This window comes from Acidovorax lacteus (assembly GCF_039540375.1).
Classification (GTDB): Bacteria; Pseudomonadota; Gammaproteobacteria; order Burkholderiales; family Burkholderiaceae_C; genus Acidovorax_G; species Acidovorax_G lacteus.
This window is the reverse complement of sequence record NZ_BAABEX010000007.1, coordinates 151,601-175,116: the sequence shown is the minus strand read 5'-3', so window position 1 is coordinate 175,116 and position 23,516 is coordinate 151,601. Positions and strand designations below refer to the sequence as shown.

At 67.5% G+C, this 23,516-nt stretch carries 18 protein-coding genes and 1 other RNA gene; 8 read left to right on the top strand and 11 right to left on the bottom strand.

The window, feature by feature from the left end; translation table 11 throughout:
* Positions 1-5: 5 nt before the first annotated feature.
* The 3 genes from ABD866_RS04250 to ABD866_RS04240 form a co-directional block, all read right to left on the bottom strand.
* Positions 6-1,418, bottom strand: coding sequence for an efflux RND transporter periplasmic adaptor subunit (locus ABD866_RS04250; RefSeq protein ID WP_345061470.1), 1,413 nt, complete (start codon positions 1,416-1,418; stop codon positions 6-8).
* Between the two features lie 214 nt (positions 1,419-1,632).
* Entirely contained in the window at positions 1,633-2,082 is a 450-nt protein-coding gene (gene rnhA, locus ABD866_RS04245) for a ribonuclease HI (RefSeq protein ID WP_345061468.1), read from the bottom strand.
* A complete protein-coding gene (locus ABD866_RS04240; RefSeq protein ID WP_345061466.1) occupies positions 2,079-2,939 on the bottom strand; it encodes a class I SAM-dependent methyltransferase in 861 nt (286 codons plus the stop codon). Before ABD866_RS04240 ends, rnhA begins: the two co-directional genes overlap by 4 nt.
* On the opposite strand from ABD866_RS04240, the gene gloB reads away from it, so the two are divergent.
* A complete protein-coding gene (gene gloB / locus ABD866_RS04235; RefSeq protein ID WP_345061464.1) occupies positions 2,938-3,714 on the top strand; it encodes a hydroxyacylglutathione hydrolase in 777 nt (258 codons plus the stop codon). The two genes, ABD866_RS04240 and gloB, sit on opposite strands and share 2 nt — an antisense overlap.
* The gene (locus tag ABD866_RS04230) at positions 3,711-5,243 is read left to right on the top strand and encodes a transglycosylase SLT domain-containing protein (RefSeq protein ID WP_345061462.1); all 1,533 of its coding nucleotides are present in this window, start codon (positions 3,711-3,713) and stop codon (positions 5,241-5,243) included. Before gloB ends, ABD866_RS04230 begins: the two co-directional genes overlap by 4 nt.
* A gap of 129 nt (positions 5,244-5,372) precedes the next feature.
* On the opposite strand, the gene ABD866_RS04225 is transcribed toward ABD866_RS04230, so the two are convergent.
* From ABD866_RS04225 to dnaX, 5 genes are all read right to left on the bottom strand, one after another.
* A complete protein-coding gene (locus ABD866_RS04225; RefSeq protein ID WP_345061460.1) occupies positions 5,373-6,284 on the bottom strand; it encodes an ABC transporter substrate-binding protein in 912 nt (303 codons plus the stop codon).
* A 342-nt stretch (positions 6,285-6,626) separates the two neighbouring features.
* Positions 6,627-7,049 (bottom strand): MAPEG family protein, encoded by a 423-nt coding sequence (locus tag ABD866_RS04220; protein ID WP_345061458.1) that lies wholly within the window; start codon positions 7,047-7,049, stop codon positions 6,627-6,629.
* A gap of 135 nt (positions 7,050-7,184) precedes the next feature.
* A complete protein-coding gene (recR, locus tag ABD866_RS04215; protein ID WP_345061456.1) occupies positions 7,185-7,775 on the bottom strand; it encodes a recombination mediator RecR in 591 nt (196 codons plus the stop codon).
* Between the two features lie 79 nt (positions 7,776-7,854).
* Positions 7,855-8,187 (bottom strand): YbaB/EbfC family nucleoid-associated protein, encoded by a 333-nt coding sequence (locus tag ABD866_RS04210; protein WP_345061454.1) that lies wholly within the window; start codon positions 8,185-8,187, stop codon positions 7,855-7,857.
* A gap of 65 nt (positions 8,188-8,252) precedes the next feature.
* Entirely contained in the window at positions 8,253-10,298 is a 2,046-nt protein-coding gene (gene dnaX, locus ABD866_RS04205) for a DNA polymerase III subunit gamma/tau (RefSeq protein ID WP_345061452.1), read from the bottom strand.
* Positions 10,299-10,455: 157 nt separating this feature from the next.
* Between dnaX and ffs the strand changes: the two genes are divergently transcribed.
* An RNA gene (gene ffs, locus ABD866_RS04200) (signal recognition particle sRNA small type) lies at positions 10,456-10,552 on the top strand.
* Between the two features lie 63 nt (positions 10,553-10,615).
* Here ffs and ABD866_RS04195 read toward each other — a convergent pair.
* The 3 genes from ABD866_RS04195 to ABD866_RS04185 are packed head-to-tail and all read right to left on the bottom strand — an operon-like array spanning position 10,616 to position 18,046.
* Positions 10,616-11,914 carry a TIGR03862 family flavoprotein gene (locus ABD866_RS04195; protein ID WP_345061450.1) on the bottom strand — a complete coding sequence of 433 codons (1,299 nt, stop codon included), beginning with the start codon at positions 11,912-11,914 and terminating at the stop codon, positions 10,616-10,618.
* A 43-nt stretch (positions 11,915-11,957) separates the two neighbouring features.
* Positions 11,958-15,479, bottom strand: coding sequence for a UvrD-helicase domain-containing protein (locus ABD866_RS04190; protein WP_345061448.1), 3,522 nt, complete (start codon positions 15,477-15,479; stop codon positions 11,958-11,960).
* Positions 15,476-18,046 carry a PD-(D/E)XK nuclease family protein gene (locus tag ABD866_RS04185; RefSeq protein ID WP_345061446.1) on the bottom strand — a complete coding sequence of 857 codons (2,571 nt, stop codon included), beginning with the start codon at positions 18,044-18,046 and terminating at the stop codon, positions 15,476-15,478. The genes ABD866_RS04190 and ABD866_RS04185 overlap by 4 nt, the downstream gene beginning before the upstream one ends.
* A 109-nt stretch (positions 18,047-18,155) precedes the next feature.
* Between ABD866_RS04185 and trxA the strand changes: the two genes are divergently transcribed.
* The 5 genes from trxA to ABD866_RS04160 all read left to right on the top strand — a co-directional run.
* Complete coding sequence (trxA, locus tag ABD866_RS04180) at positions 18,156-18,488, top strand: thioredoxin TrxA (protein WP_345061444.1); 333 nt, start codon at positions 18,156-18,158, stop codon at positions 18,486-18,488.
* A gap of 216 nt (positions 18,489-18,704) precedes the next feature.
* Complete coding sequence (gene rho, locus ABD866_RS04175) at positions 18,705-19,967, top strand: transcription termination factor Rho (RefSeq protein ID WP_345061442.1); 1,263 nt, start codon at positions 18,705-18,707, stop codon at positions 19,965-19,967.
* A gap of 147 nt (positions 19,968-20,114) precedes the next feature.
* Positions 20,115-20,369, top strand: coding sequence for a type B 50S ribosomal protein L31 (locus ABD866_RS04170; RefSeq protein WP_345061440.1), 255 nt, complete (start codon positions 20,115-20,117; stop codon positions 20,367-20,369).
* 126 nt (positions 20,370-20,495) lie between these two features.
* Entirely contained in the window at positions 20,496-22,190 is a 1,695-nt protein-coding gene (locus ABD866_RS04165; protein WP_345061437.1) for a hypothetical protein, read from the top strand.
* Positions 22,187-23,516: MATE family efflux transporter (locus tag ABD866_RS04160; protein WP_345061435.1), on the top strand; the 1,330-nt coding region annotated here is incomplete at its 3' end. The genes ABD866_RS04165 and ABD866_RS04160, both read left to right, overlap by 4 nt.

Here is a 23,516-nt window from a genome sequence, read left to right as displayed (position 1 = left end):
TCCGTTCAGAGCGCGCTGCGCGCGGCCGACACCGGCAGGCGGCACGGATGTGTCCCCAGCGGCGCGGCCACTGCACGGCCACTGTCGGCCACCCGCAAGGGGGCCGGAGCCGCGGGCGCCTGGGCTGCGGGCGCAGGCGGCTGCGTGCCGCCGGCTTCAGCGCGCGGGGCCGAGGCCGCAGGGGCTGGGGCTGCCGGTGCAGCGGCCGGACCTGCCAGGCGCTTGCCCGGTGCGGCCTCCATGCCGGCCCCACCCGGGCTCTGGCCCAGTTCCACCACCCGCACCGGCGCACCGTCGCGACTCAGGCGCTGCTGCCCGGCGGTGACCACCTGCTGGCCCGCTTCCAGGCCTTGCAACACCTCCACCGAACCCGGCACGCGCGCGCCCAGCACCACGGGCACCTTGCGGGCCACACGGCTGCCAGGCTCGTTCCCTTCCACCACGCGCCACACAAAGGGCTGTTTGGCATCGGGCACCACGGCTTCCTCAGGCACCACCAGGGCGTTGTTGCGCTCCCCAAACACCGCGGTGACACGGGCAAACATCCCCGGGCGCAGTTCCGCCCGGCGGTTGTCGATGCAGGCGCGCACCGCCACCGAGCGGCCGTCGGCGTCGATCTGCGGGTTGATGGCCAGCACCGTGGCCTCGTAGCGGGCTCCAGGCAGGGCATCGAAAGTCACACGCGCCGTCTGCCCGCGCGCCACCCGGGTCTGGAGGCGCTCGGGCAGGCGAAAGTCCACGTACATGGCCTCGATGTCCTCAATGTTGACGATGTCGGTGCCGTCCTTGAGGTAGTCGCCCACGTTGATGTTGCGAATGCCTGCCACGCCATCGAAGGGCGCGACGATGCGCAGCCGCGCGGCCGTGGCCTGCGCAAGCGCCAGCTTGGCCTGGGCGACTTCGAGGTTGGCTGCGCTTTCATCGACCGAGCGCTGGCTGATGAAGCCCTGAGCCACCAGTTCCTGGTTGCGCTTGTGGTTGGCCTGGGCAATCGACAGCTCGGCTTGCGCCTGCTGCACCTGGGCACGGGGCAACTGGTCGTCCAGCTGCAGCAGCGTCTGCCCCTTGCGCACGCGCTCGCCATCGCGGAAGTTGAGCTGCGTGACACGGCCGCTGACCTCGGGCCGCACCACCACGCTCTGGCGCGAACGCAGGCTGCCCACGGCCTCGGCCTCGTCGCGCAGCGCCATGGTGCGCACCGCCGCCACTTCGACCGATGCGGGCCGGTTGCCTGCCGGGCCGCCCGGGCGTCCACCCGCGCCGCCCGGCACGCTGGCCCCGGGCCGCGCCGCCGTGGCAGCCGCAGCGGCATCGGCCGGTGCGGGGTTGGACTTGGGGCGCTGCCACCACCAGCCCAGCAGGGCGGCAACGGCGAGCCCGGACAGGGCGATGGCGAGGGTGGTCTTGCGGGTGGCCATGGAGCGTGGAAAAAACAGTCGCCAAAAAACAGACTGGCCGGGGATGCGGCCAGCCGATGCAATGTATCAGCCCTGTTTGCGCCAACACCCCGGGGGCTGCAAAACCCGCCTGCGGCGCCCTGCTGTTTCACGCGCGGTTTACCCGGGCTTTACCGCCGCTTTACACAAACCCGCTGGCGCGTGGGCCGCCGGGCTCAGGCCCACCCCAGTGCCCTCAGGCCCTGCCCAGTGCCATTTGCACGCCACGGTTGGCCAGCGCATCGGCGCGCTCGTTGCCCGGATGCCCCGAGTGCCCGCGCACCCAATGCCATTCGATGCGGTGTCCGCCTTGCGACACCAGCGCATCCAACTGTTGCCAAAGCTCCACGTTCTTGACCGGCTGGCGCGAGGCGGTGACCCAGCCCTTGGCTTTCCAGCCGTGGATCCATTCGGTGATGCCTTTGCGCACGTACTCGCTGTCCAGGTACAGCGCCACGGCACACGGGCGCTTGAGGGCCGACAGGCCCTCAATCACGGCGCGCAGTTCCATGCGGTTGTTGGTGGTGCCCAGTTCACCGCCGCACAACTCCTTTTCCAGCGTGCCGGCCCGCAGCAGCACGCCCCATCCGCCAGGGCCCGGGTTGCCCTTGCAGGCCCCGTCGGTGTACATCTCGATTTGGTTCAAACGCAATCCTGTTCGTTGGCAAAGGGGCGTATGGTGCCAGCATCAGGACCGGCGTGCGACCGCGCACCGTGGCGGGCCACCGGCACCGAGGTGGCGGCCGTCTTGCGCGAGGTGCGCCAGGCTGGCTCCAGCAGGCGCATGCCCGGCACCCGCTTGACCGCCACGATGAAATACGCCGCACCCAGAATGGGCCACCAGCGCTCGCCCCAGCTGTCCATGAAGCCGAAGCGTTCAAGCCAGCGCTGGCTGCGCACGGCGGGTCGATAGCAGCCGAACTGCGCAGACTCCACCTCGAAGCTCAGCAGCCGCAGCCAGTCGCGCAGCCGCCAGTAGCCAATGAAATCGCCGCCTTCGGGCAGAAACAGCGATCCGCCGCCCCAGCGCCGGCTCAGGCGTGCGCGTTGCTGGCGCAGGCCCCAAAGGCTGGCGGGGTTCAGCCCGGCAATCACCAGACGCCCCTCGGGTACGAGCACGCGCTCCACCTCCCGCAGGGTGGTGTGCGGATCGGGACTCAATTCCAGCGTGTGGGGCAGCACCACCAGGTCCAGGCTGCCTTGCGCAAACGGCAGGGCTGCCGGTTCGGCCAGCAGGTGGGCGGGCATCCAGGCCGCGGCCAATGCACCCTCGGCTGCCTGGCCAGCCGTCCAGTCCGCGGATTCGTCGGCACCCAGCGCCAGCCAGCGGTGGGGCATGCGGTTGGCTCGCAGCCCCTGCAGCTGCGGCAGCCCCAGTTGCAGGGCGTGGTAGCCAAACAGGTCGGCCACGGCCTCGTCCACGCAGGCTTGCTCCCACCCCAGCAGGTAACGCCCCGGAGGGGAGTCCAGCCACTGGGCCAAACCTATAATTTCGCTGCTCATGAACTTGCTGCCGCTGCCTGCCCTGTCGGACAACTACATCTGGTTGCTGCACAACGCCAGCGAGGCGGTGGTGGTGGACCCGGGGGAAGACACCCCGGTCCTGCAGGCGCTTGAGGCCCTGCGCCTCACGCTGCGGACCATTCTAGTCACCCACCACCACGGAGATCACGTGGGCGGCGTAGGGGCGCTGCAGGCGGCCACCGGCGCCCAGGTGTACGCACCGGCACGCGAGCTGCCAGGGCAGCCCTGGCAGCGCTGCCAGGGCGGAGACCGGCTGACACTGCTTGACACCCCCTGCACGGTGATCGACGTGCCCGGGCACACGGCGGGCCACATTGCCTACTGGCTGAGCCCGCTGGGCAGCCCCGGCATCCTGCTGTGCGGCGACACCCTGTTTTCGGGAGGCTGCGGTCGGCTGTTTGAAGGCACGCCCGCACAAATGCTGGCATCGCTGCAGGCGCTGGCCGCACTGCCGGCCGATACCCGCGTGTGCTGTGCCCACGAGTACACCCTGTCGAACCTGCGTTTTGCGCTGGCCGTGGAACCCGGCAACACGGCGTTGATCGACTACCACCAGGCGTGCACGGCCTTGCGGGCCCAAGCGCGCCCCACCCTGCCCTCCACCATCGGGCAGGAACGCCTGATCAACCCTTTTCTGCGCGTGCAGGTGCCGGCTGTGGCCGCCGCTGCGGCCGGCCATGCACCGGGCACATCGCCTGACGACCCGGTGGCCGTGCTGGCCGCATTGCGCGAATGGAAGAACGGATTTCGATGAAACTGCTGCACTGCGCTCTTCTCGCGGCCTCTTTGTGGCTGACGGGCTGCGCCACCACACAGAGCCCCAACGAGGCGTCTGGTCAGGCACCGGCGTCTGCCGAGAGCCCACCCGCGCGCCCGGCGGCCCATATCCCCGTCATTCCCAAAGGCCCGCTGCAGCCCATTACGGCAGCGCAGGTCGCTGCACCTGAGGTGGCGCCCCTGGCACCCCCCGCAGACCTCTGGGAGCGCATCCGCCGTGGCTTCGCCATGCCCGATCTGGAGCATGATCTGGTGCGCGACCGCGAGCAGTGGTATGCCGCACGCCCCGAATACATGCAGCGCATGAGCGAGCGCTCGCGCAAGTACCTGTTCCACATCGTCGAGGAATTGGAGCGCCGCGGCATGCCGACCGAGCTGGCGCTGCTCCCCTACATCGAAAGCTCGTTCAACCCACAGGCGGTGTCGAGCGCCAAGGCCGCCGGCATGTGGCAATTCATGCCTGCCACGGGCACGTATTTCGACCTGAAGCAAAACGCATTTCGTGACGACCGACGGGACGTGCTGGCCTCGACCCGCGCGGCGCTGGACTACCTGCAAAAGCTCTACGGCATGTTCGGCGACTGGCACCTGGCGCTCGCGGCCTACAACTGGGGCGAAGGCAGCGTGGGCCGCGCCATTGCCCGCAACCAGCGTGCGGGCCTGGGCACCAGCTACACCGAGCTGACCATGCCCGCCGAAACGCGCATGTATGTGCCCAAGCTGCAGGCAGTGAAGAACATCGTGGCCAACCCCGAGGCGTTCCGCACCGAGCTGCCGCTGATCGAGAACCACCCCTACTTCCAGACGGTGGACATCACGCACGACATCGACGTGGCGCTGGTGGCGCAACTGGCGGGCATCCGCGAAGCCGATTTCCGGGCGCTCAACCCGTCGTTCAACCGCCCGGTGATCCTGGCCGAAGGAACCCCTCAGATCCTGCTGCCCTGGGACAACGCCAAGGTGTTCGAGCGCAACCTGGAAGCGCAGAAGCAGGGCCAGTTCGCCAGCTGGACCGTATGGACCGCCCCCAGCACCATGAGCGTGGCCGAGGCCGCGCGGCGCACCGGCATGAGCGAGGCCGAGCTGCGCAGCGCGAACAACATTCCGCCACGCATGCTCATCCGGGCGGGCTCTGCGCTGATGGTGCCGCGCTCCGACTCGATGCAGGGCAATGTGCCCTCGCATGTGGCCGATCATGCGCAGATTGCGCTGACCCCCGAGGTCGTGACACGCCGCACGCAGGTGCGCGCCGGCAAGGGCGACACTGTGGCCAGCATGGCCCGGCGCCTGCGCGTATCGGCCGCACAACTGGCCGACTGGAACGACGTGAAGCTCGGCGCAAGCTTCAAGCCCGGGCAGATGGTGACCGTGTACCTGCCGGTGCGCAATGCCAATGCGGGCCGTGCGCGCAGCACCCGCGCCAGTGCCCCTGCCGCAAGCAACCGCAAGGCGGCACCAGCGCCGTCAAAGCGCGGCGGGACTCCATCCAAAACAGCCAAGCGCTGAGACCTACGGTCAGGTTTTCGACACGGCCGCCCCAAGAGAGCGCCCGCAGGTCTGATTCCGTTCGGCGGGCCACACGCCCCCCCGGCCGACTTCGGGCCTGCAGCGCTCTACGCCAGCACCCTCTGGCGCTCAGGCATTGAACTTCTGGCGCGCCTTGCGCACCCACTCGTTGGTGTAGGTGCGCGAAAGATCCACCCGGGTGTCGGTCCAAGCGGCTGGCTGCACACGCTGCAGCAGCTTGAGGGCGGCCTGTGGGCCGTCTTCGGGCAGCAAGCCGTTGGGCGAAAAGGTGTCACGCACGCGTCCGAGTGCAGCGAGATAGCTGCTGCGATCTCCCAGCAGATAGGCCGCAGGTAGCACCCGCACCAGATCGGCCGGTGCAGCTGTCTGCAGCCACTTTAGCGCGTGCACCATCGCGTGCGTGATCGACTGCGCGACCGCCGGCTGGCGTTGCAGGAAGGCTGGCGGAGCCATCAGGCAGGCGTCGGGCAGCGCGCTGCCCAGCAGATCGCCCATGGCCTTGAGGCCTCTCAGATCGGCCACAACCCGCGCATCGTTGCGCGCCTCCAGTTGGGACATCACGGGCTCACCGTGGCACAGGGCGTGCACACGGCCAGAACGAAAGGCCTGCAAGGCGTCGGCCCCGCTGCCCACGGGTACGAACTGCACGTCGCGTTCGGCCAACCCGACGCGCGCGATCAGCATGGCTGCCAGCCACTGTGCACCAGAATCGAGCGCTGGCACACCAATGCGCCGCCCCTTGAGATCAACCAGATCGCGGTAGGACGGAAACTGTCGCACCGCAACAGCCAGCGCAACCTGCGGCGAGCGAGTCTGCAACACAAACGCCCGCAGGGCGCGGCCACGGGCCTGCTGGCGCAAAAGGGCCTCGAACGGCGCGCTGCACAGATCGGCTTGCCCCTGGTACACCGCCGCAAGGGCTTCGGTATCGGCCGCGTGCTCCTGCAACATGACCTGTACCCCTTCGGCCCGGAAGTAGCCCAAGGCATCTGCCAGCACCAGCGGCAAATGCTGCAGCATGCCCAGACCCCCAGCCGCAATCCGGACCGCCGGCAAGCCTGCATCGGGCTCCACCGCGCGCGCCCGAGGCCACGTGCCGGCAGCGCCCGCAACCAGACCGCTAAGCAGCACGCGACGACGGGAGAACAACATAAAAGACATGGAAATGGTGCCCGCAATGCTGCACCGCAACAATCGTGCCGCGCACAGAAGGCGGCGGCATCAGGGTCGAACCCTGAGGAAGACTACGTAAGAAAGGCCGGTCAACAGCAGAGCGACCGCGAACAGCATCGCAGTACAGGCACAACGGCTCTTGCGACACCCCGCTTTGGATGCTCCAAGGCGGAACGGGTTCCCACCGATTCAGCGGTAGCCGATCAGCAGGATCGCAATGTTCACGAGAAAGGCCGCGGACCAGACGGCGCTGCGGGCGCGGGGCATGTCGCCCACGTACATGAGGATGTAGAACAGCCGCAGAAAGACCCACAGCATCGCCAGAAGGTCCAGCCGGGTCTGCCCCGCCCCGAGGCTGTGGGCAATGATCACTGCGCCGATGAAGAACGGCAGCGCTTCAAAGCTATTGGCCTGGGCCGCATTGGCCCGTGCGCGCCAGTCGCTCTGGCGGGCCAGCCACTCCCGGGGGTTGTGGTTGTCAAAACCGCCGTCCCGACGCGGTTTGCCGAAACTGCCGCTCTTGGCCAGCCAGGCGCAGCCGATGGGCAACAGCACCGCCATCAGCACGCACCAGTACGCCACGGTGAAGCGTGCCACGTGCATGGAGTTCATTGAAAGCCTTTCTGCTGTTCAGCCCAGCGAAATCAAGCACGAGCAGCTATGAAAAAGATAGTATTTTAAGCGGCCTTGAAGGCGGGCGGGTGTGCCGCGTGCGACGGCTGAGCGCCGTTTGCCTTGCCCGCAGACTCAGCGCCGGTCGGCCAGCGCATGGGCGATGGTGCCCAGGTCCACGTATTCGATTTCGCTGCCCACGGGAACACCCCGCGCCAGCCGGGTCACGCGCAGGCCGCGGGTCTTCAGCGCCTCACTGAGCACATGGGCTGTGGCCTCCCCTTCGGCCGTGAAGCTCGTGGCCAGAATGACTTCCTGGACAATGCCGTCGCACGCGCGGTCCATGAGCTTGTGCAGCCCGATTTCGCGCGGGCCGATGCCGTCGAGCGGGCTCAGCCGCCCCATGAGCACGAAATACAGGCCCTGGAACGCACCGGTGCGCTCCATGGCCAACTGGTCGGCCGGTGTCTCGACCACGCACAGCCGGGTCGCGTCCCGAGTGGTATCGAGACAGGTGTCGCACACCTCTTGCTCGGTGAAGGTGTAGCAGCGGCTGCAGTGCCGCACCGACGCCGCCGCCTGCTGCAAGGCCCGCGCGAGGACTTCCGCACCCGAACGATCATGCTGCAGCAGGTGCATCGCCATGCGCGAGGCCGAACGCGTGCCCACACCGGGCAGCTTGCGCAGCGCGTCGATGAGAGCCTCCAGCGAGCGCGGCGCGCTCATGCCGCAACCCCTTGCGCCGGCGTATCCAGCACCCCGGCCCACGACGCGACCCACGCCAACCGCATGACGCTCGATCCGCTCAGAACGGGAACTTCATGCCAGGCGGAAGGCCCGGCATACCAGCCGTGAGCTTGGACATCTTTTCGGCCGACGTCTCTTCGGCCTTGCGCACAGCCGCGTTGAAGGCCGCAGCCACCAGGTCTTCGAGCATGTCCTTGTCGTCGGCCAGCAGGCTCGGGTCGATGGTCACGCGCTTGACTTCGTGCTTGCAGGTCATCACCACTTTGACGAGGCCCGCACCCGACTCGGCCTCGACTTCGATGAACGCAAGCTCGTCCTGGGCCTTCTTGAGGTTGTCTTGCATGGCCTGTGCCTGTTTCATGAGGCCGGCGAGCTGTCCTTTGTTGAACATGGGCTAATCCTTGATGGTTGGGGAGATGCCGCACAGCGGTGCGGCGGAGAGTGAAAACTGCAAGCCTACAGCGGTTGAATACTGCCGGGAACGATGCGCGCGCCGTGCTCGCGCATCAGGGTCTGGACATAGGCGTCGTTCATGACGACCTCCTGCGCGCGCTTCTGGCGGGCCTGGGCCGCGGCCGCATTGCGCCGCGCTGGGCAGTCGGTCACCGGGCCCATCTCCACACTCAGCTCGCGGGCCTGGCCCGCGGCTTCGAGTGCCGCACGCAGGCGCTCGCGCGCAGTGGGCTGATTCAGCGATTCGCGCTCGACGCGCAGCAGCCAGTGCCCGTCGTCACGCGCCACCAACTGCGATTGCAACGCCAACTCACGCACCAGCGCTGTCACCGCCTCAGTTGCCACCAGTTGCTGAACCACCGAATGCCAGTGATCACCCTCTTCCGTGGGCACCAGGCGCACCGGATCGTCAGGAGAAGCAGGCGTTGAATGCGGACGCGGCTGCATGCGGGCGCTGGGTTCGGAGGCCACGCGCACCGGCAGGCTGACCACGGGCTGCACCGGCGCAGCGGACCATGCCGCCTCGGCACCGCCCTGCGGGCCCGCATCGGCTGCCACAGCGTTGTCCGGAATGTCCTCCCAGGGCGGCGGCTCGGGCATGGCAGCAGGCGCCGCCTGCGGCCGCACAGCAGGCGTTGCCAGCGCGGGTGTGGATGCAGATGAACGGTCTGGCCGTTGCGGCGGGTTCTGCTCGGCGGTGGCGACCGCTGGCGCACGCCCCGGGGCAGACGGCTCGGCCGGGGATGGGACGGCCATCGGTGGAGGTGCTGGTTCGGCCGCTGGTGGCGGTACCGCAGCAGGCTGCGACGGCGGAACCCCTGGCGCAGATGCCGCCAGCGCCGGCGCGGCCTGCACGGCGGTGCCCTGCACCGGGGCCGCCGATCGCGCCGGGTGGGACGCTTCAGCGCTCAGCGCTGGAGTTTTTTTTTCTGCGGCGCCCGCAGCAGGCTTGAAGGCCAGCAGGCGCAGCAGGACCATGGTCAGCCCCGCGTACTCGTCGGGGGCCAGGCCCAGCTCGGTACGGCCATGCAGGCACAGGCTGTAGAGCAACTGGGTTTCGTCGGGCGGCAATGCAGCCGCCAGGCGCGTGGTCTCGGCCGCCTCAGCGTCGGCCGCATCGGGCTCGGCGGCCATGGACGGCACCGCCTGCAGTACCGCCATGCGCTGCAACACAGCCGCCATGTCCTCCAGCGTGGACGCAGCCGACAGACCATGCACCCGCAGGGCCTCGCAGGTCTCGACCACCCGGCGGCCATCGGCCGCGGCCAGGGCGTCGATCAGCTGGAACACATAGCTGCGGTCCACCGCGCCCAGCATCTGGCGCACGGCGTCTTCGCGCAGCGTGCCGCCCCCAAAGGCAATCGCCTGGTCGGTCAGGGACAGCGCATCGCGCATCGAGCCCCGCGCGGCCCGCGACAGCCAGCGCAGCGCCGAGGGTTCGGCCTCGATCTGCTCGGCGGCCAGCACGCGGGTGAGATGCTCCAGCACCGTGGCCGGGGCCATGGGCCGCAGGTTGAACTGCAGGCAGCGGCTGAGCACGGTCACAGGCACCTTCTGCGGATCGGTGGTGGCCAGCACGAACTTGATGTACTCGGGCGGCTCTTCCAGCGTCTTGAGCATCGCGTTGAACGCGGTGTTCGTCAGCATGTGCACTTCGTCGATCATGAAGACCTTGAAGCGCCCTTGCACCGGCTTGTACACCGCCTGCTCCAGCAGGCCCTGCACCTCGTCCACCCCGCGGTTGGATGCGGCGTCTAGCTCGGTGTAGTCGACAAAGCGGCCGCTGTCGATGTCGCGGCAGGCCTGGCACACGCCACAGGGCTCGGCAGTGATGCCGCCCTGGCCGTCGGGCCCCTGGCAGTTGAGCGACTTGGCCAGAATGCGCGACACCGTGGTCTTGCCCACGCCCCGCGTGCCCGTGAACAGGTAGGCATGGTGCAGGCGCTGCTGCGTCAGCGCGTTGCCCAGGGCCTGCACCACATGCTCCTGCCCCACCATTTCGGTGAAGTTCCGGGGGCGGTATTTGCGGGCGAGCACGAGGTAGGACATAGGAGGGGGATTCTAGGGCCCACGGTCCGTACCCCGAACCCGATCGGCCAGCCGAGGTGGGCCGGCAACGGCTTGCCAACCGCACGCCCCCTGCGCAAGGCCCTGCCTTTGCACGCAAGAGGAAAAGCCGGGCGCCTCGGAGGTTAGAATGCGCGCTGACGGGCCTCCTCGCATGGTGAAGCGGCCAACCGGGTCAGGTGGGGAACCAAGCAGCCCTAACTGTGGAGTCAGTGCCGGGGGTAAGGCTCGTCAACCCCATACGCAAAAGCCGCAGGCCTTCGGGCCCTGCGGCTTTTTTCTTGCGGCGCCAGGGTCGGCTACGACGCGTCGGCGGTACCCAGCCGGTGGGCCGCGCCAGCGCCTGCCTGTGCGCCGGTCGCCAGGCAGGCCGTGAGCAGGTAGCCGCCAGTGGGCGCCTCCCAGTCCAGCATCTCGCCGGCGACAAAAGCGCCCGGATGGCTGGTGAGCATCAAGCGTTCGTCCAGCGCCTCCCACTGCACGCCCCCTGCGGTGCTGATGGCCTCGTCGAGTGGACGCGGGGCTACCACGGTGATCGGCAGCGATTTGAGAGCGGCCGACAACGCCTCGGGGCGGCTCAGCGCCTCTGCAGGCAATTGTTCGTGCAGCAGCGCCATCTTGATACCGTCGATGCCCAACCGGCTCTTGAGGTGGCTGCTCAAGGAGCGCGCACCACGCGGATGCTGCACCGCTTCGCGGACGCGCTCGGCCGTCCAGTCGGGCAGCAGATCAAGCTCGAATGTGGCCCGCCCCTCGCGTTCAATGGTGTCGCGCAGGCGGTCGGACATGGCGTACACAAGGCTGCCCTCCACCCCCGTGGCCGTGGCCACGAACTCTCCACGCCGGGCAAACGGTGCCGCGCCCCCGGGCGCAAAGCGGATGGCCACCGACTTGAAGGGCTGGCCTGCAAAGCGCTCGGCAAAATGGGGCGACCAGCCGCTTTGCGCTGCGCGCGGGCTGCGCACATCGAAGCCGCAGTTGGCTGGCCGCAGCGGTGCGATGGGCACGCCCCGCGCTGCCAGCGGCGCCACCCAAGCACCGTCTGAGCCCAGGCGCGCCCAACTGCCCCCGCCCAAGGCCAGCACGAGCGCCCGGGCGCACACTTGCCGCTGGCCGGCCGGTGTGGCAAACGCCAGCTGCGCCGGATCCAGCGCGCCCAGCCAGCGGTGGCGCATGCAGAACTGCACACCCTGGCCGCGCAGATCGTGCAGCCATGCGCGCAGCAGCGGCGCGGCCTTCATGTCGGTCGGGAATACTCGCCCCGAAGTGCCTACAAACGTCTCGACACCCCGCTGCGCCGCCCAGTCGCGCACGGCCTGGCTTCCGAATGCATCGAGCAAAGGCTGCAAAGTCGCGCTGCGCGTGCCGTAGCGCTGCACGAACGTGGCGTGTGGCTCGGAATGCGTGAGGTTGAGCCCGCCCTTGCCTGCGAGCAGGAACTTGCGCCCCGCCGACGGCATGGCGTCGAACACCGCCACGCGGGTGCCAGGCCGATGGCGCAGCAGGGATTCGGCCGCCATCAAGCCTGCAGGCCCGGCCCCGACGATGGCGGCGTCCACGTGCAACGGGGTGGTTTCAGCAGGCAAGGGAGAAGACATCAAGGCTCACACAGGAAGGATGCGGGCAGGGAGCGTGCCTGCCTCAAAACAACGAGGACTGCACCGGGGGTACTGCGGCGGCCGCGCCTTGCGGCGGCGGCTTCGGTGCATCGGTCGCAAGCGGCGCAGCGGGGGCCGGAGTATGCCCGAGCGCAGCGCCGCCTTGCAGCGAGGCTGCGGCCGGGATGCCCTGCGCAGGCAGCGTCTGCAGACGCCCGTCGCCGGTCAGAAAAGCGGCGTGTACGGCAGCCGACGGCATCAGCGCCTGCACCGCGCTGCGGTAGCGCTCCAGCTGGGCCACCAGGTCAGGCTGGCGCATGGGCTCGGCGGCGCTCTTGTAGTCCAGCACCCACCAGCCCGCCAGCGCGGCCGGGTGGGTGCGCTGCACCAGCCGGTCGATGCGCAGGCTTTGCCCCTGGTGGCGCAGAGGCACTTCGTTGAAGGCCTGCGCGATCTGCGCCGCATCCCAGGCCCAGCCGCCCTCCCCGTTCAGCACGGCCGTAGCCAGGCTGGCTGCAGCGCGCGACTCAGCCAGGCTTAGGCGATGGTCGCGCGCCAGGCGCTGCAGCCGCGCGGCAGGCCATTCAGCGCCGGCAGGCCCGCCGGTGCTAAGGGGCGTCTGCTCCAGCAACTCGTGCATGGCTTCGCCAATGCGGGCCTGGCGGTCGTCGGCTGGCTCGGGGCGCAAGTCGGTCGGGGCCCGGCGCAGGGAGTCGGGCAACACCGGCAGTTGCGGCAACCAGGCGGCAGGCGCGAGCGCATCGGCGGACAGCACCAGCGAAGGCGCGTCTGCCGCATCCGGCACGGCGTCAGCCATCCACGGTGACAGGCGCGTCCACCAGCTCACTGCGCCAGCGGCACTCGCTCCTTCAGTGGCCGACACGGCCAGGCATTCACGCGCCCGGGTCATGGCCACGTAGAGCATGTGCAGCTCTTCGCGCTGGCGTGCGAGCTGCTCGGCTGCGACCAGCCCTGCCACATGGCGCGGCGGCTGCGATTCGCTGGTCAGGAAGAGGAAGTGCGCGGGTGCGACGCGTTCGCCCGGCCAGTCCACCAGCACGCCCATGGTGTCAGGCCGCTGCGCCTTGGCGTCGGTGTCCAGCAGCAGCACGCTGTGGGCCTCCAGCCCCTTGGCCCCGTGCACGGTGAGCAGTTGCACAGCCTGGGCCGAGGCGGTGACGGGCGCGCGCACCCGGCCCTGCTTCATGGCCCGCACGAACGCATAGGGCGTGAGATAGCGCCCGCCTTCGTGCCCCAGCGCAGCGGCTAGCAGGGCGCGCAAATGCGCCAGCACGGTGGGGCGGCGGGCGGCGGGCGTGGTGGCTGCGTAGCGCGCCAGCACGTCGCCGTGCGCATAGATGGCATGCAGCGCATCGTGGGGCGGCCACTGCGCAAGCCATTGCTGATACAGCCTCAAAATGCTTGCTCGTGCTTTCCAATGCTCACTGAGCAGCTCCTCTTTTTGTAGCAAATCCCACCAGCCATCTACGCCACTGCCTGCAGCACGGCGGCGCTCGGCCAAGTCCACAAGGTCTGCGTCGCTGCAGCCGAACAGCGGGGACCGCAGCGCGCGCGCGAGCGACAGGTCGTGCCGCGGCGAGACCAGCACATCGAGGAGTGCCACCACATCCTGCACCTCGGGCGTGTCGTACAGGCGGGTTTTCTCGGGCTGCACGCAGGGAATGTGCAGGGCGCGCAGAGCCTCCTCCATGGAGACCAGGCGGTCGCGCTTGCGCGCCAGCACCATGATGTCACCCGGTGCCACACCCGCCGCGCACTGGGCTGCCACCCAGCGTGCGGCCTGCTCGCATTCGCGCATGCGCAGCGTGGTCTCGGCTTCGTGGCGGGGCTGCGTGAGGCTGTCGCGCCATGCGTCCTGGGCCGTCTGCGTCGATTGGGCCTGAGCGGCCTCTGGGGCATCGGTCCAAGGGGCGTCGGCCGCAGGCCCCTCAGGCGCCGCAGTCAGCAGCGGCAGCTTGCACAGCACCCCAGGCCGTGGCGATTCGGTGGTGTGGGCGCGGTAGGCGGCCACCTCCCCCTGGGCCAGTGCCTGCAGCATGGCCTGGTTCACCGCGCCGATCACGGTGCGCGCATTGCGCCGCGTGTGGTCGCAACTGAGCAGGTCACCGCCCAGCCCCTGGCGCACAAAGGCCTGGGCCGCAACAAAGACCTGGGGCTCGGCGCGGCGAAAGCGGTAAATGCTCTGCTTGGGGTCTCCGACGATGAAGACGCTGGGCGCTTGCGCACCGCCCCCACTGCCCGCATACGACGACAGCCAAGCGTGCAGCGCCTGCCACTGCAGCGGGTTGGTGTCCTGGAACTCGTCGATCAACAGATGCCGGATGCGCGCATCCAGCCGCTCCTGCACCCAGCCGCTGAGCACCGGGTCGGACAGCATCACGAGCGCAGTGCGCTCCACATCGTTCATGTCGATCCAACCGCGGCGTCGCTTGAGGCTCGCGTATTCCTCGATCAGCGCGCGCGTCAACCGGGCCATGCGCTGCTGGTGTTGCCAGGCCTGGTGGTGGCGCTCGGCCTCGCACAGGGCTTGCAGCTCGGCCTCAGCCTCCTGCGCGGCATCGTATTTCTCCAGGTGCTTGCTCAGGCGGTCTTCCTTGGCCACGAACAGGGCACGCCGAAGGGCGTCCATGCGCCGCTCCACCCGAGGTTCCAGCCAGGCATCGACGATGGCCTGGGCGGCCTTCTGCGGTGTCTTGTTGGGTTCATGCCCAAGTGCACGCGACCAGGTGTGCCAGCGGTCATGGGCGGCCTGGCCGTCCAGGGCGTCGCTGGGCTGTTCGAGCGTGCGCCACCGGGGATCCAGCGCCTGAAACGGCGGCAGCGACGCATCGACCACCCCCTCGGCATCGGCCAGCGCAAATTCCACCCGCTTGGCCAGCGCGGCTTCCAGGGCCTTGTGGGTCTGGCTGCGGCCATGCCGCGCGACCGCCGCCATGTAGTCGGCATGCAGCGCGGGAGACTGCGTCAGACGGTCCCAGAAGGGTGCCCACACCTCCTGCACAGCCTGCGCATCGTCCTCCAGCAGCTCAAAACGCACCGGCAAGCCCTGCTCTTGCAGCAACACCGCCGGGGCCGCACCCAAAAGGGCTGCAAACCAGCTGTGGAAGGTGCGGATCTGCACCGGACGGCCCGACTCCAGCACCTGCGCGTACAAGGCGGCCAACCGGGGGGCCTGTAGCTGCGCCTGGGCTTCGTCCAGCCCGCGCGCACGCAGTTCTGCCGCCAACACGTCCAGCGGCTGATTGGCAAAGATGGCCAGCCACTGCAGCAGACGCTCGCGCATCTCGCCCGCCGCCTTCTTGGTGAAGGTGATGGCCAGGATCTCATGCGGCTGGGCACCGCCAAGCAGTGCGCGCAGCATGCGCGACACCAGCATCCAGGTCTTGCCCGCACCCGCGCAGGCCTCGACAGCCACACTGCGCCGGGGATCGCAGGCCACCGCATAAAACGCAGCGCGCGACACGGGCGCGCCGTTGCGCTCGTAAGCGGGTTCTGCGGGCGCTGCCATGCCCAGATCGACCACGGGCGAATTCGCTGCGTTCATGCCCAGGCATCCTTTCGGCACAGGCCACGGGCGGCGCAGTGGTCGCACACCGGGCCCTCCCCCAGCGCGGGCAAGGCGTGGCCGTCTTGAATGCGCTGCAGATCGTGCGCGAGACCGGCCAGCAACTGGTCGCGCGAGGCCACCACGTCTTCCTGCTCCACCCACTCGGTGTCGCCGCGCTCGCCCACGTTGAGATAGGCCGCCGCCACAGGCCGGTCGGCAAACGCAGGATCGCCCTGCACCAGCGCGGCATAGAAGGCGAGTTGCAGGTCTTCCGATCCAGGCCGCACGCGATCACGGGTCGCTTTCAGGGATTCGGTCTTGTAGTCGATCAGCAGACCGACCGTGCGCCCGTCGCGCGTGGCCTCGTCCATGCGGTCGAGGGTGCCGCTGAGCTGCCACTGCTGCCATGCCACCTGGCGCTTTTGTTCGGCTGCCACGAAACGGCCGCCGCAGGCGCTTTCATGGTCGAGCAGCCATCGCAGATAGCCCTCACGCAGTTGCGGCCACGCAGCCGCAAAAGGCACAAAACCGGCTCGGTCGAGCCCGAGGGCCGCCGTCACGGCCTGCGCAGACGCATCGAGCGCAGCCCGTTCGACCTCGGCCGCACGGGGCAGCGGCTGCGCCTGCCGCCCCTCATGAAAGTGCTGCAGCACCGCATGCAGCCAACTGCCGAAATCGCGCTTTTCCACCGTGTCTTCAAGCTCTTCGGGCTCTTGCAAACCCAACTGGCGCAAGGCAAAAAACCGGTACGGGCAATGCCGCAGATCCGCATAGGCACTGGCCGAAATCCGCTCGGGCAGCAGCCCTGGCGCCGTCGGTGCTGGCCGCAGCACCGGCGTAGGTGCCACCTCGCGCTGGGCCAGAGGATCGTGAGCGAGCGCAAGCCATCCCCTGAGCCGCCATTGCTGCACCAAGGCACTGGGCATCAGAGGTTCACCTCCATCGTCTGCCTCGCGCCACAACACATCCACCTGCGGCAGTGCGCGCAGGCTGTCCCAGGCCAAACGCAAGGCAGCCGCCAGACTCTCACGAGTGGGCAGGCCAAGCGCGGCACGCTGAGCCGCAGTCCAGGGGCCGGCTGGCTCGGGAGCGGCCTGCAGGCGGCGTTCATCGCACCCTGGCACCACAGCTGCAGCAAACGGCCGTCCCAGTGTCTGCGCCAGGGGTAGCACCACCACCGATGCTGTTGCGTCGTGGGCCGGAATGAAGCGCTGCGCTTCCAGCACATCGCGCGTCCATGCCACGAAATCGGCCAATGCCAGGGCGCGACCGGCACCGGCCCACTGTTGCACCTCGGTGTCTGCATCGTCTTCCAGGCGCAACACCCGCAGCAGTTCCGCGCCCGCGGCATCTGCCTGCAGCACCGGCCACAGCCCGCAGTCGCGCAGCAGCGAGCGCAGCGACGCCAGCCACTGCGCCAACGGCCGTGAAGCCTGCAACGCAGCGCGCCATGCCTCGGCGCGCGCGACGACGTCCTTGACGGCCGGTGGCGTCTCGGCCGCGTTGGCAGACGCGGGCACCCACCGCGCCCCGCCGCGGCGACGCAGCCAGCGTTCCAGTGCATCCACACAACCCGGCGGCAGCGCCGGGCAGTGTTTGAGCCAATCCAGCACGGCATCAGCGCCCGCATCCCATTCCGCAGCCCGCAAAAAGGCCACAAGCGCCGCCGCCGAGCGCGTGGTGGACAAAGTCCAGCCGGTCTCATCGCACACGGCCACACCAGCGGTCTCCAGCAAGGCTGTCACACGCCGGGTCAGGGCCCGGTCGTTGTCCACCAGCGCCACCGGGCTGCGCCCGTCCTGCAGATGTTGCAGCACGCAGGCGGCAGCCCGCAGGGCCTCGTCTTCGGCATCCAGCGCCGCATGGCCGCGCAGCGCAAATGGAGCGGCCTGATCAGGGCCAGCAGGCGGCAGCAGCGGCAGCTCCAGCGCAAGGGGGCCCCAGTGCGCCAGCAAGGCCTGGGCCAATGGGTCCGGGCGCGCGCCGCGTACCACCACCAGCGCGGCGGTGGCCGCCGGTGCAGCATCGGCCCACAGCACGTCGGTCTCGAAGGTCGTGGCCGCCACCCATTCCAGCGCCAGGCGGCAGGCGGTCCACTCCAGCTCAAGCCAGTGGTGGTTTTCGGTGTCCAGCAGCGCGCGGCCACGCGCGAGCCACGCGGCCCGCAGCGATGGCGCCTGCGCCGCGGCTGCAGGCGCAAGCTGGGCAGCCGCCTCCAGCACCAGCGGCAGCAGGAGCGGCAGATGGCGCCCCAGCCCAGCTTGCCCGAGCAAGGAGCGCGCCGTCATCAGATCGCGTGCACTGTCGCCCGTCCAGTCGTCCGGGACCTGTACAACCGGGCGCAATCGCCCCGCCCAACTGCGGGTGGTTTCAAAGTGGGGAACGAAGCCATGGGGCACGCACTGGCCCCAATAGCGCTGTGCCAACGGAAGCAACTGCGCATACGGCAGCACCACCACCGTCTGCGAGGGATGCTGCCCCACATCGCGAAGATGGCCGATCACGTGGTTCAGCAGGGACTGCCAAAGAGCAGGACAGGCATCGGCTTTCGCTATGACAGTCATAGCGTCACAACCACCGGGCACACCAGTGAACGTGGAATGGGTTTCTGTCACAATCCTGAGACTTTAACCGTACAGCGGACCCTGAACGCCCCGACCCAAGGAACCAGCCATGGCCAGCGAACTCATCAAACATCTCTCCGACGCAAGCTTCGAAGCGGACGTGCTCCAAGCCGGCACCCCGGTGCTGGTGGACTACTGGGCCGAGTGGTGCGGCCCCTGCAAGATGATCGCCCCGATTCTGGACGAGGTCGCTACCGCCTATCAGGGCAAGCTGACCATCGCCAAGATGAACGTAGACGAAAACCGCGAGATCCCGGCCAAGTTCGGCATTCGCGGTATCCCCACCTTGATGCTTTTCAAGAACGGCGAGTTGGCTGCCACCAAAGTGGGCGCGATGGGCAAGGCCCAGCTCACTGCGTTCATCGATCAGCAACTGGCCTGAAGCAGCGCACAGGTCACCGCCCCAACGGCGGTGACCTCAGGGCCCGCAGGAAGCCCAAGCTTTTCCTGTCATAATCGCGGCAGACCCCCAGCCCCGCATTCATCGGCGGGCATCACGCGGGTCTCCCCGGCTCTCCAGGCCGCCACGAGCATCGGTCCTGGCCTCGCCCCTCCCCCCCGTTTTGTCTTGTCCCCTACTCCGCGCAGGAGTCCATCCATGCACCTGAACGAACTCAAGGCACTGCACGTGTCTGAAGTCCTGAAACAAGCCGAAGAGCTGGAGATCGAAAACACCGGCCGCATGCGCAAGCAGGAGCTGATGTTTGCGATCATCAAGAAACGCGCCAAGGCCGGTGAGCAGGTGTTCGCAGATGGCGTGCTCGAAATCCTTCCGGATGGCTTCGGCTTCTTGCGCAGCCCGGATACGAGCTACACGGCAAGTACCGACGACATCTACATCTCGCCCAGCCAGGTGCGCCGGTTCAACCTGCATACCGGGGACATGATCGAAGGCGAAGTACGCACGCCCAAGGATGGTGAGCGCTATTTCGCGCTGACCAAGCTCGACAAGGTCAATGGCGGGCCTCCCGAGCAAAACAAGCACAAGGTGATGTTCGAAAACCTCACGCCGCTGTTCCCCAAGGAACAGATGCGGCTTGAGCGCGACATCAAGGGCGAAGAAAACATCACAGGCCGCATCATCGACATCATCGCGCCCATCGGACGCGGGCAGCGTGCGCTGATCGTAGCCCCGCCCAAAAGCGGCAAGACGGTGATGATGCAGCACATCGCCCACGCGATTACGGCCAACAATCCTGATGTGCACTTGATGGTGCTGCTAGTGGATGAACGCCCCGAAGAAGTGACCGAGATGCAGCGCACGGTCAAGGGCGAAATCATCGCATCGACCTTCGACGAGCCTGCTGCACGCCACGTGCACGTCGCGGAAATGGTGATCGAACGCGCCAAACGCCTGGTCGAACTGAAAAAGGACGTGGTCATCCTGCTGGATTCGATCACGCGCCTTGCGCGCGCCTACAACAATGTGGTGCCTTCGTCGGGCAAGGTGCTGTCGGGCGGCGTGGACTCCAACGCGCTGCAGCGCCCCAAGCGGTTCTTCGGCGCGGCGCGCAAAGTGGAGGAAGGCGGCTCCCTCACCATCATTGCCACCGCGCTGGTGGACACCGGCAGTCGCATGGACGAAGTGATCTTCGAAGAGTTCAAGGGCACCGGCAACTGTGAGATTCACCTCAATCGCCGCCTGTACGAGAAGCGGGTGTTCCCTGCGATTGAGCTCAACAAGAGCGGAACGCGCCGCGAAGAGTTGCTCCTGCCGCCCGAAATCCTGCAAAAGACACGAATCCTCCGGCAATTCCTCTACAACATGGATGAGATCGAGTCCATGGAGTTGATGATCAAGAACATGAAGGCCACGAAGACCAACGTGGACTTCTTCGACATGATGCGCCGCGGCGGCTGATCGCTGCGCTTTCGGCGTCTGCTTGAGGCCCACCACTTGCCCGCGCTACAATAGAGGGCTTTTGCGGAAAGTACGACAGGTTTTCGACGGTGCGGTGGCCGCACCGGGCCCGCCGCGGCTCCCGCAACGAACCAACAAGGATCGATCATGAAAGAAGGCATCCACCCCAACTACCGCGAAGTGCTGTTCGTGGACCTGTCCAACGGCTTCAAGTTCGTGACGCGCTCGTGCGTGCCCACGAAGGAAAGCGAAACTTTCGAAGGCAAGGAATACCCGCTGTTCAAGCTGGATACCTCGTCGGAATCGCACCCCTTCTACACAGGCACCCAGAAGTCTGTGGACAACATGGGGGGTCGCGTCGAGCGCTTCCGCAACCGTTTCGGCAAGACGACCGCGAAGTAATCCGCAGCTTCTTTTGCGAGAAGGCAGCAGGGCAACCTGGCTGCCTTTTTTATTGGCGCGAACCCTGGTCGCCCGCCCCCAGATTTAAGCGTATTCTTGATCGCTGACCCAGCGCCCTGCCCCTCCGTGTCGTTGCCCACCCCTGCCATCGTTGCCCAGCATGCGGTTCGCCCCTTGCCGCGCTGGGCTCTTATCCTGCTTTGTGCGGCGTACATGCTGCCCGGGTTCTGGGGACGTGCACCCTGGAAGAGTGCCGACATCGCGGCTTTCGGGTACATGCAGGCAATCGCCGAGAACCGCACGTCGTGGTGGGCCCCGACGCTTGCAGGGCTTCCTCCAGAGACAGAAGGCCTTTTACCGTACTGGCTGGGCGCCTGGGCCCTGCGGATCGCACCCGAATCCTGGTCCGCCGAGTGGGTGGTGCGGTGGCCATTTTTAGGGCTGCTGGCCCTGACGCTGTGCGCCACCTGGTATGGCGTTTACCACCTCGCGCGCGCGCCCAGCGCACAACCGGTGGCTTTCGCGTTTGGCGGAGAGGCGCCCCCCACCGACTATGCCCGCACAATGGCCGACAGCGCCCTGCTGGCGCTCATCGCATGCCTGGGCCTTGCGCAGTTGTCCCACGAAACCACAAGCTACCTGTCCCAGTTGGCGTTCGTGGCTTTGGCGTTTTATGGGGCCGCTGTCCTGCCTCAGAGCGCTCTGCGAGGCCTGATTGCGCTGAGCGCTGGTCTGCCCGGTATCGTTTTGTCCGGAGCCCCAACGGTAGGCCTTCTGGTCGGACTGGGCGCGCTATGGATGGCTGCATTGGCCCCGCGGCGCTGGACGGTCATGTCGTGCATGCTGGGCCTGCTGATCGCATGCGCCGCACTTGGATGGTCAGGGCAACTGTTTGCCTGGCGTACCGTGCTGCCGGGTGGCTCGGAGGGCAAGGATTGGGAAAGCCTGCTGCGCCTGCTCGTCTGGTTCGGCTGGCCGGCCTGGCCATTGGCGCTGTGGACGCTGTGGCGCTGGCGCACACAACTTGGTGCACCGGCGCAGTATCCCCACATCGCACTGCCTTTGTGGTTCACCTTGGTGGGCCTGGGGGCTACTCTCACCACCCTGCCAGCCGACAGGGCCTTGCTGCTGGGCCTGCCATCGATGGCGGCGCTGGCTGCTTTCGCACTCCCGACACTGCGGCGCAGCGTGGCTGCGTTGATCGATTGGTTCACGCTCCTCTTTTTCAGCGTGTCGGCCATTACCATATGGGTGATATGGGTTGCCATGCAAACTGGAGTGCCCGCCAAGCCCGCGGCCAACGTCGCCAAGTTGGCGCCAGGCTTTGAACCGCAGTTTTCCGGTGTGGCTTTGGGTGTGGCACTGGCGGCAACCATGGCATGGTGCGCGCTCGTGTGGTGGCGGGCCGCCCGGGACCGCGCGGTTCTGTGGAAGAGTCTGGTGCTCCCGGCCAGCGGAGCCACCCTGGGCTGGCTGCTCCTGCTCACCCTGTGGTTACCTTTGCTCGACTTTGCACGCAGTTACCAGCCTCAAATGCAGGCGATCGGAGCCCTGCTGGCACCGCAATCGGGCTGCGTACACCCCATCGGACTCAGCCGCAGTCAGATCGCGGCCATCGAGTACCACCTTGACCGTACGGTGATGACTCCGACACCAGACGCCGATTGCCCCTGGGCCTTGGCCGACCGCAATCTCTGGCAGCAGATGCTCCAAACAGATCGAACACCGGTCGCCGCAAACTGGTCCCAGATCGCCGTGGTGCCCCGCCCCACAGACAAAACCGACCACATCGTCGTGCTGCGCCGGGTCTCACCACGGTGACACAGGACCGCCACACCATCCTGCGGCACGCCGGTACGGTCCTTGTCGGTCAACTGGCCGTTATGGCGTTCGGCATCACGGATACCGTGGTCGCAGGTCGCCATTCAGAAGCAAGCCTCGCTGCCTTGTCCGTAGGGTCGGCCATCTACATCACCGTGTACGTGGCACTCATGGGGCTGTTCCAGGCACTGCTGCCCGTGTGGGCTGAACTCCGCGGGGCACACCGGTTCTCGGAGATCGGCCCCTCCGTACACCAGGCGGTATGGCTGGCAATCGGGTTGTCCGTGCCCGGCATGGCACTGCTCTGGTGGCCAGACTGGGCCCTGCGGCTCGCGGATGTTCCACAAGCCATGCAACCGGCGGTCAAAGACTATCTGAGGGTGCTGGCCCTCGCGCTCCCCTCGGCTTTGCTGTTTCGCATCTACGGCACGTTGAACCAGGCCTTGGCGATGCCAAGGTGGGTGACATCGCTGCAGATCGGGGGGCTCATACTCAAGGTTCCGCTGTCTGCGGCGCTCACATTCGGTGTGGCCTCCATTCCGGCTTTTGGGGTGGTTGGATGCGCATGGGCCACACTGGTTGTGAACCACGCGATGCTCGCTGCAGCGATCTGGACACTTCGCAACAGCCAGGCGCATGCGAATCTCGCGTTGTGGCGAAAAATGGCGCTACCGAACTGGCAAGCGCAGCGCAGATTCATGCAACTGGGTGGGCCCGCTGCGCTGGCTGTCCTGGTCGAAGTCAGTTCCTTCACCTGGATGGCGCTGTTCATCGCGAACATGGGCGCCACAGCCTCAGCGGCCCACCAGATTGCGGCCAATGTGGCCGCTGTGTTGTACATGGTTCCGCTGTCACTGGCGATCGCCACGAGCGCCAGGGTGTCTTATTGGCTGGGTGCTGGGAACGGCGTCGCAGCGCGTGACGCGGCGGGTGCAGGGCTTCGCCTGGCGACGGCGGCAGGGCTGGGCCTTGCCGCTCTGGCCTGGGTCGGCGCTTCCACCCTCGCCAGCGTGTACACCCACAATGCCGCTGTGGCAGCTTTGGCCGCCGCCCTACTGTCATGGGTCGCGCTATACCACCTGGCCGATGCGGTACAAACGGTTTGCGTATTTGTGCTGCGGTGCTTTCGCGTGACCATCGGGCCCCTCGTGCTCTACACCAGCCTGTTGTGGGGCGTCGGGCTGGGCGGTGGACTGCTTGCGTCCCGGGCTCCATTCAGCCCCTGGGCGGACAGCCCTGGGCCATGGCTTTATTGGGCGGCGAGCGCAGGAGCCCTGTGGCTTGTCGCGGCTTGTGTGCTCATCATGCTGCGACAGCAATTGCGTA

What these genes read in the sequence shown, in the direction of transcription:
- gloB (WP_345061464.1), top strand. Translation starts at nt 2,938, where the DNA reads ATGAACTTGCTGCCGCTGCCTGCCCTGTCGGACAACTACATCTGGTTG.
- ABD866_RS04250 (WP_345061470.1), bottom strand. Translation starts at nt 1,418, where the DNA reads ATGGCCACCCGCAAGACCACCCTCGCCATCGCCCTGTCCGGGCTCGCC.
- ABD866_RS04195 (WP_345061450.1), bottom strand. Translation starts at nt 11,914, where the DNA reads ATGTCTTCTCCCTTGCCTGCTGAAACCACCCCGTTGCACGTGGACGCC.
- recR (WP_345061456.1), bottom strand. Translation starts at nt 7,775, where the DNA reads ATGAGCGCGCCGCGCTCGCTGGAGGCTCTCATCGACGCGCTGCGCAAG.
- ABD866_RS04220 (WP_345061458.1), bottom strand. Translation starts at nt 7,049, where the DNA reads ATGAACTCCATGCACGTGGCACGCTTCACCGTGGCGTACTGGTGCGTG.
- ABD866_RS04225 (WP_345061460.1), bottom strand. Translation starts at nt 6,284, where the DNA reads ATGCTGCAGCATTTGCCGCTGGTGCTGGCAGATGCCTTGGGCTACTTC.
- ABD866_RS04190 (WP_345061448.1), bottom strand. Translation starts at nt 15,479, where the DNA reads ATGAACGCAGCGAATTCGCCCGTGGTCGATCTGGGCATGGCAGCGCCC.
- rho (WP_345061442.1), top strand. Translation starts at nt 18,705, where the DNA reads ATGCACCTGAACGAACTCAAGGCACTGCACGTGTCTGAAGTCCTGAAA.
- ABD866_RS04240 (WP_345061466.1), bottom strand. Translation starts at nt 2,939, where the DNA reads ATGAGCAGCGAAATTATAGGTTTGGCCCAGTGGCTGGACTCCCCTCCG.
- ABD866_RS04185 (WP_345061446.1), bottom strand. Translation starts at nt 18,046, where the DNA reads ATGACTGTCATAGCGAAAGCCGATGCCTGTCCTGCTCTTTGGCAGTCC.
- ABD866_RS04230 (WP_345061462.1), top strand. Translation starts at nt 3,711, where the DNA reads ATGAAACTGCTGCACTGCGCTCTTCTCGCGGCCTCTTTGTGGCTGACG.
- ABD866_RS04170 (WP_345061440.1), top strand. Translation starts at nt 20,115, where the DNA reads ATGAAAGAAGGCATCCACCCCAACTACCGCGAAGTGCTGTTCGTGGAC.
- ABD866_RS04210 (WP_345061454.1), bottom strand. Translation starts at nt 8,187, where the DNA reads ATGTTCAACAAAGGACAGCTCGCCGGCCTCATGAAACAGGCACAGGCC.
- dnaX (WP_345061452.1), bottom strand. Translation starts at nt 10,298, where the DNA reads ATGTCCTACCTCGTGCTCGCCCGCAAATACCGCCCCCGGAACTTCACC.
- trxA (WP_345061444.1), top strand. Translation starts at nt 18,156, where the DNA reads ATGGCCAGCGAACTCATCAAACATCTCTCCGACGCAAGCTTCGAAGCG.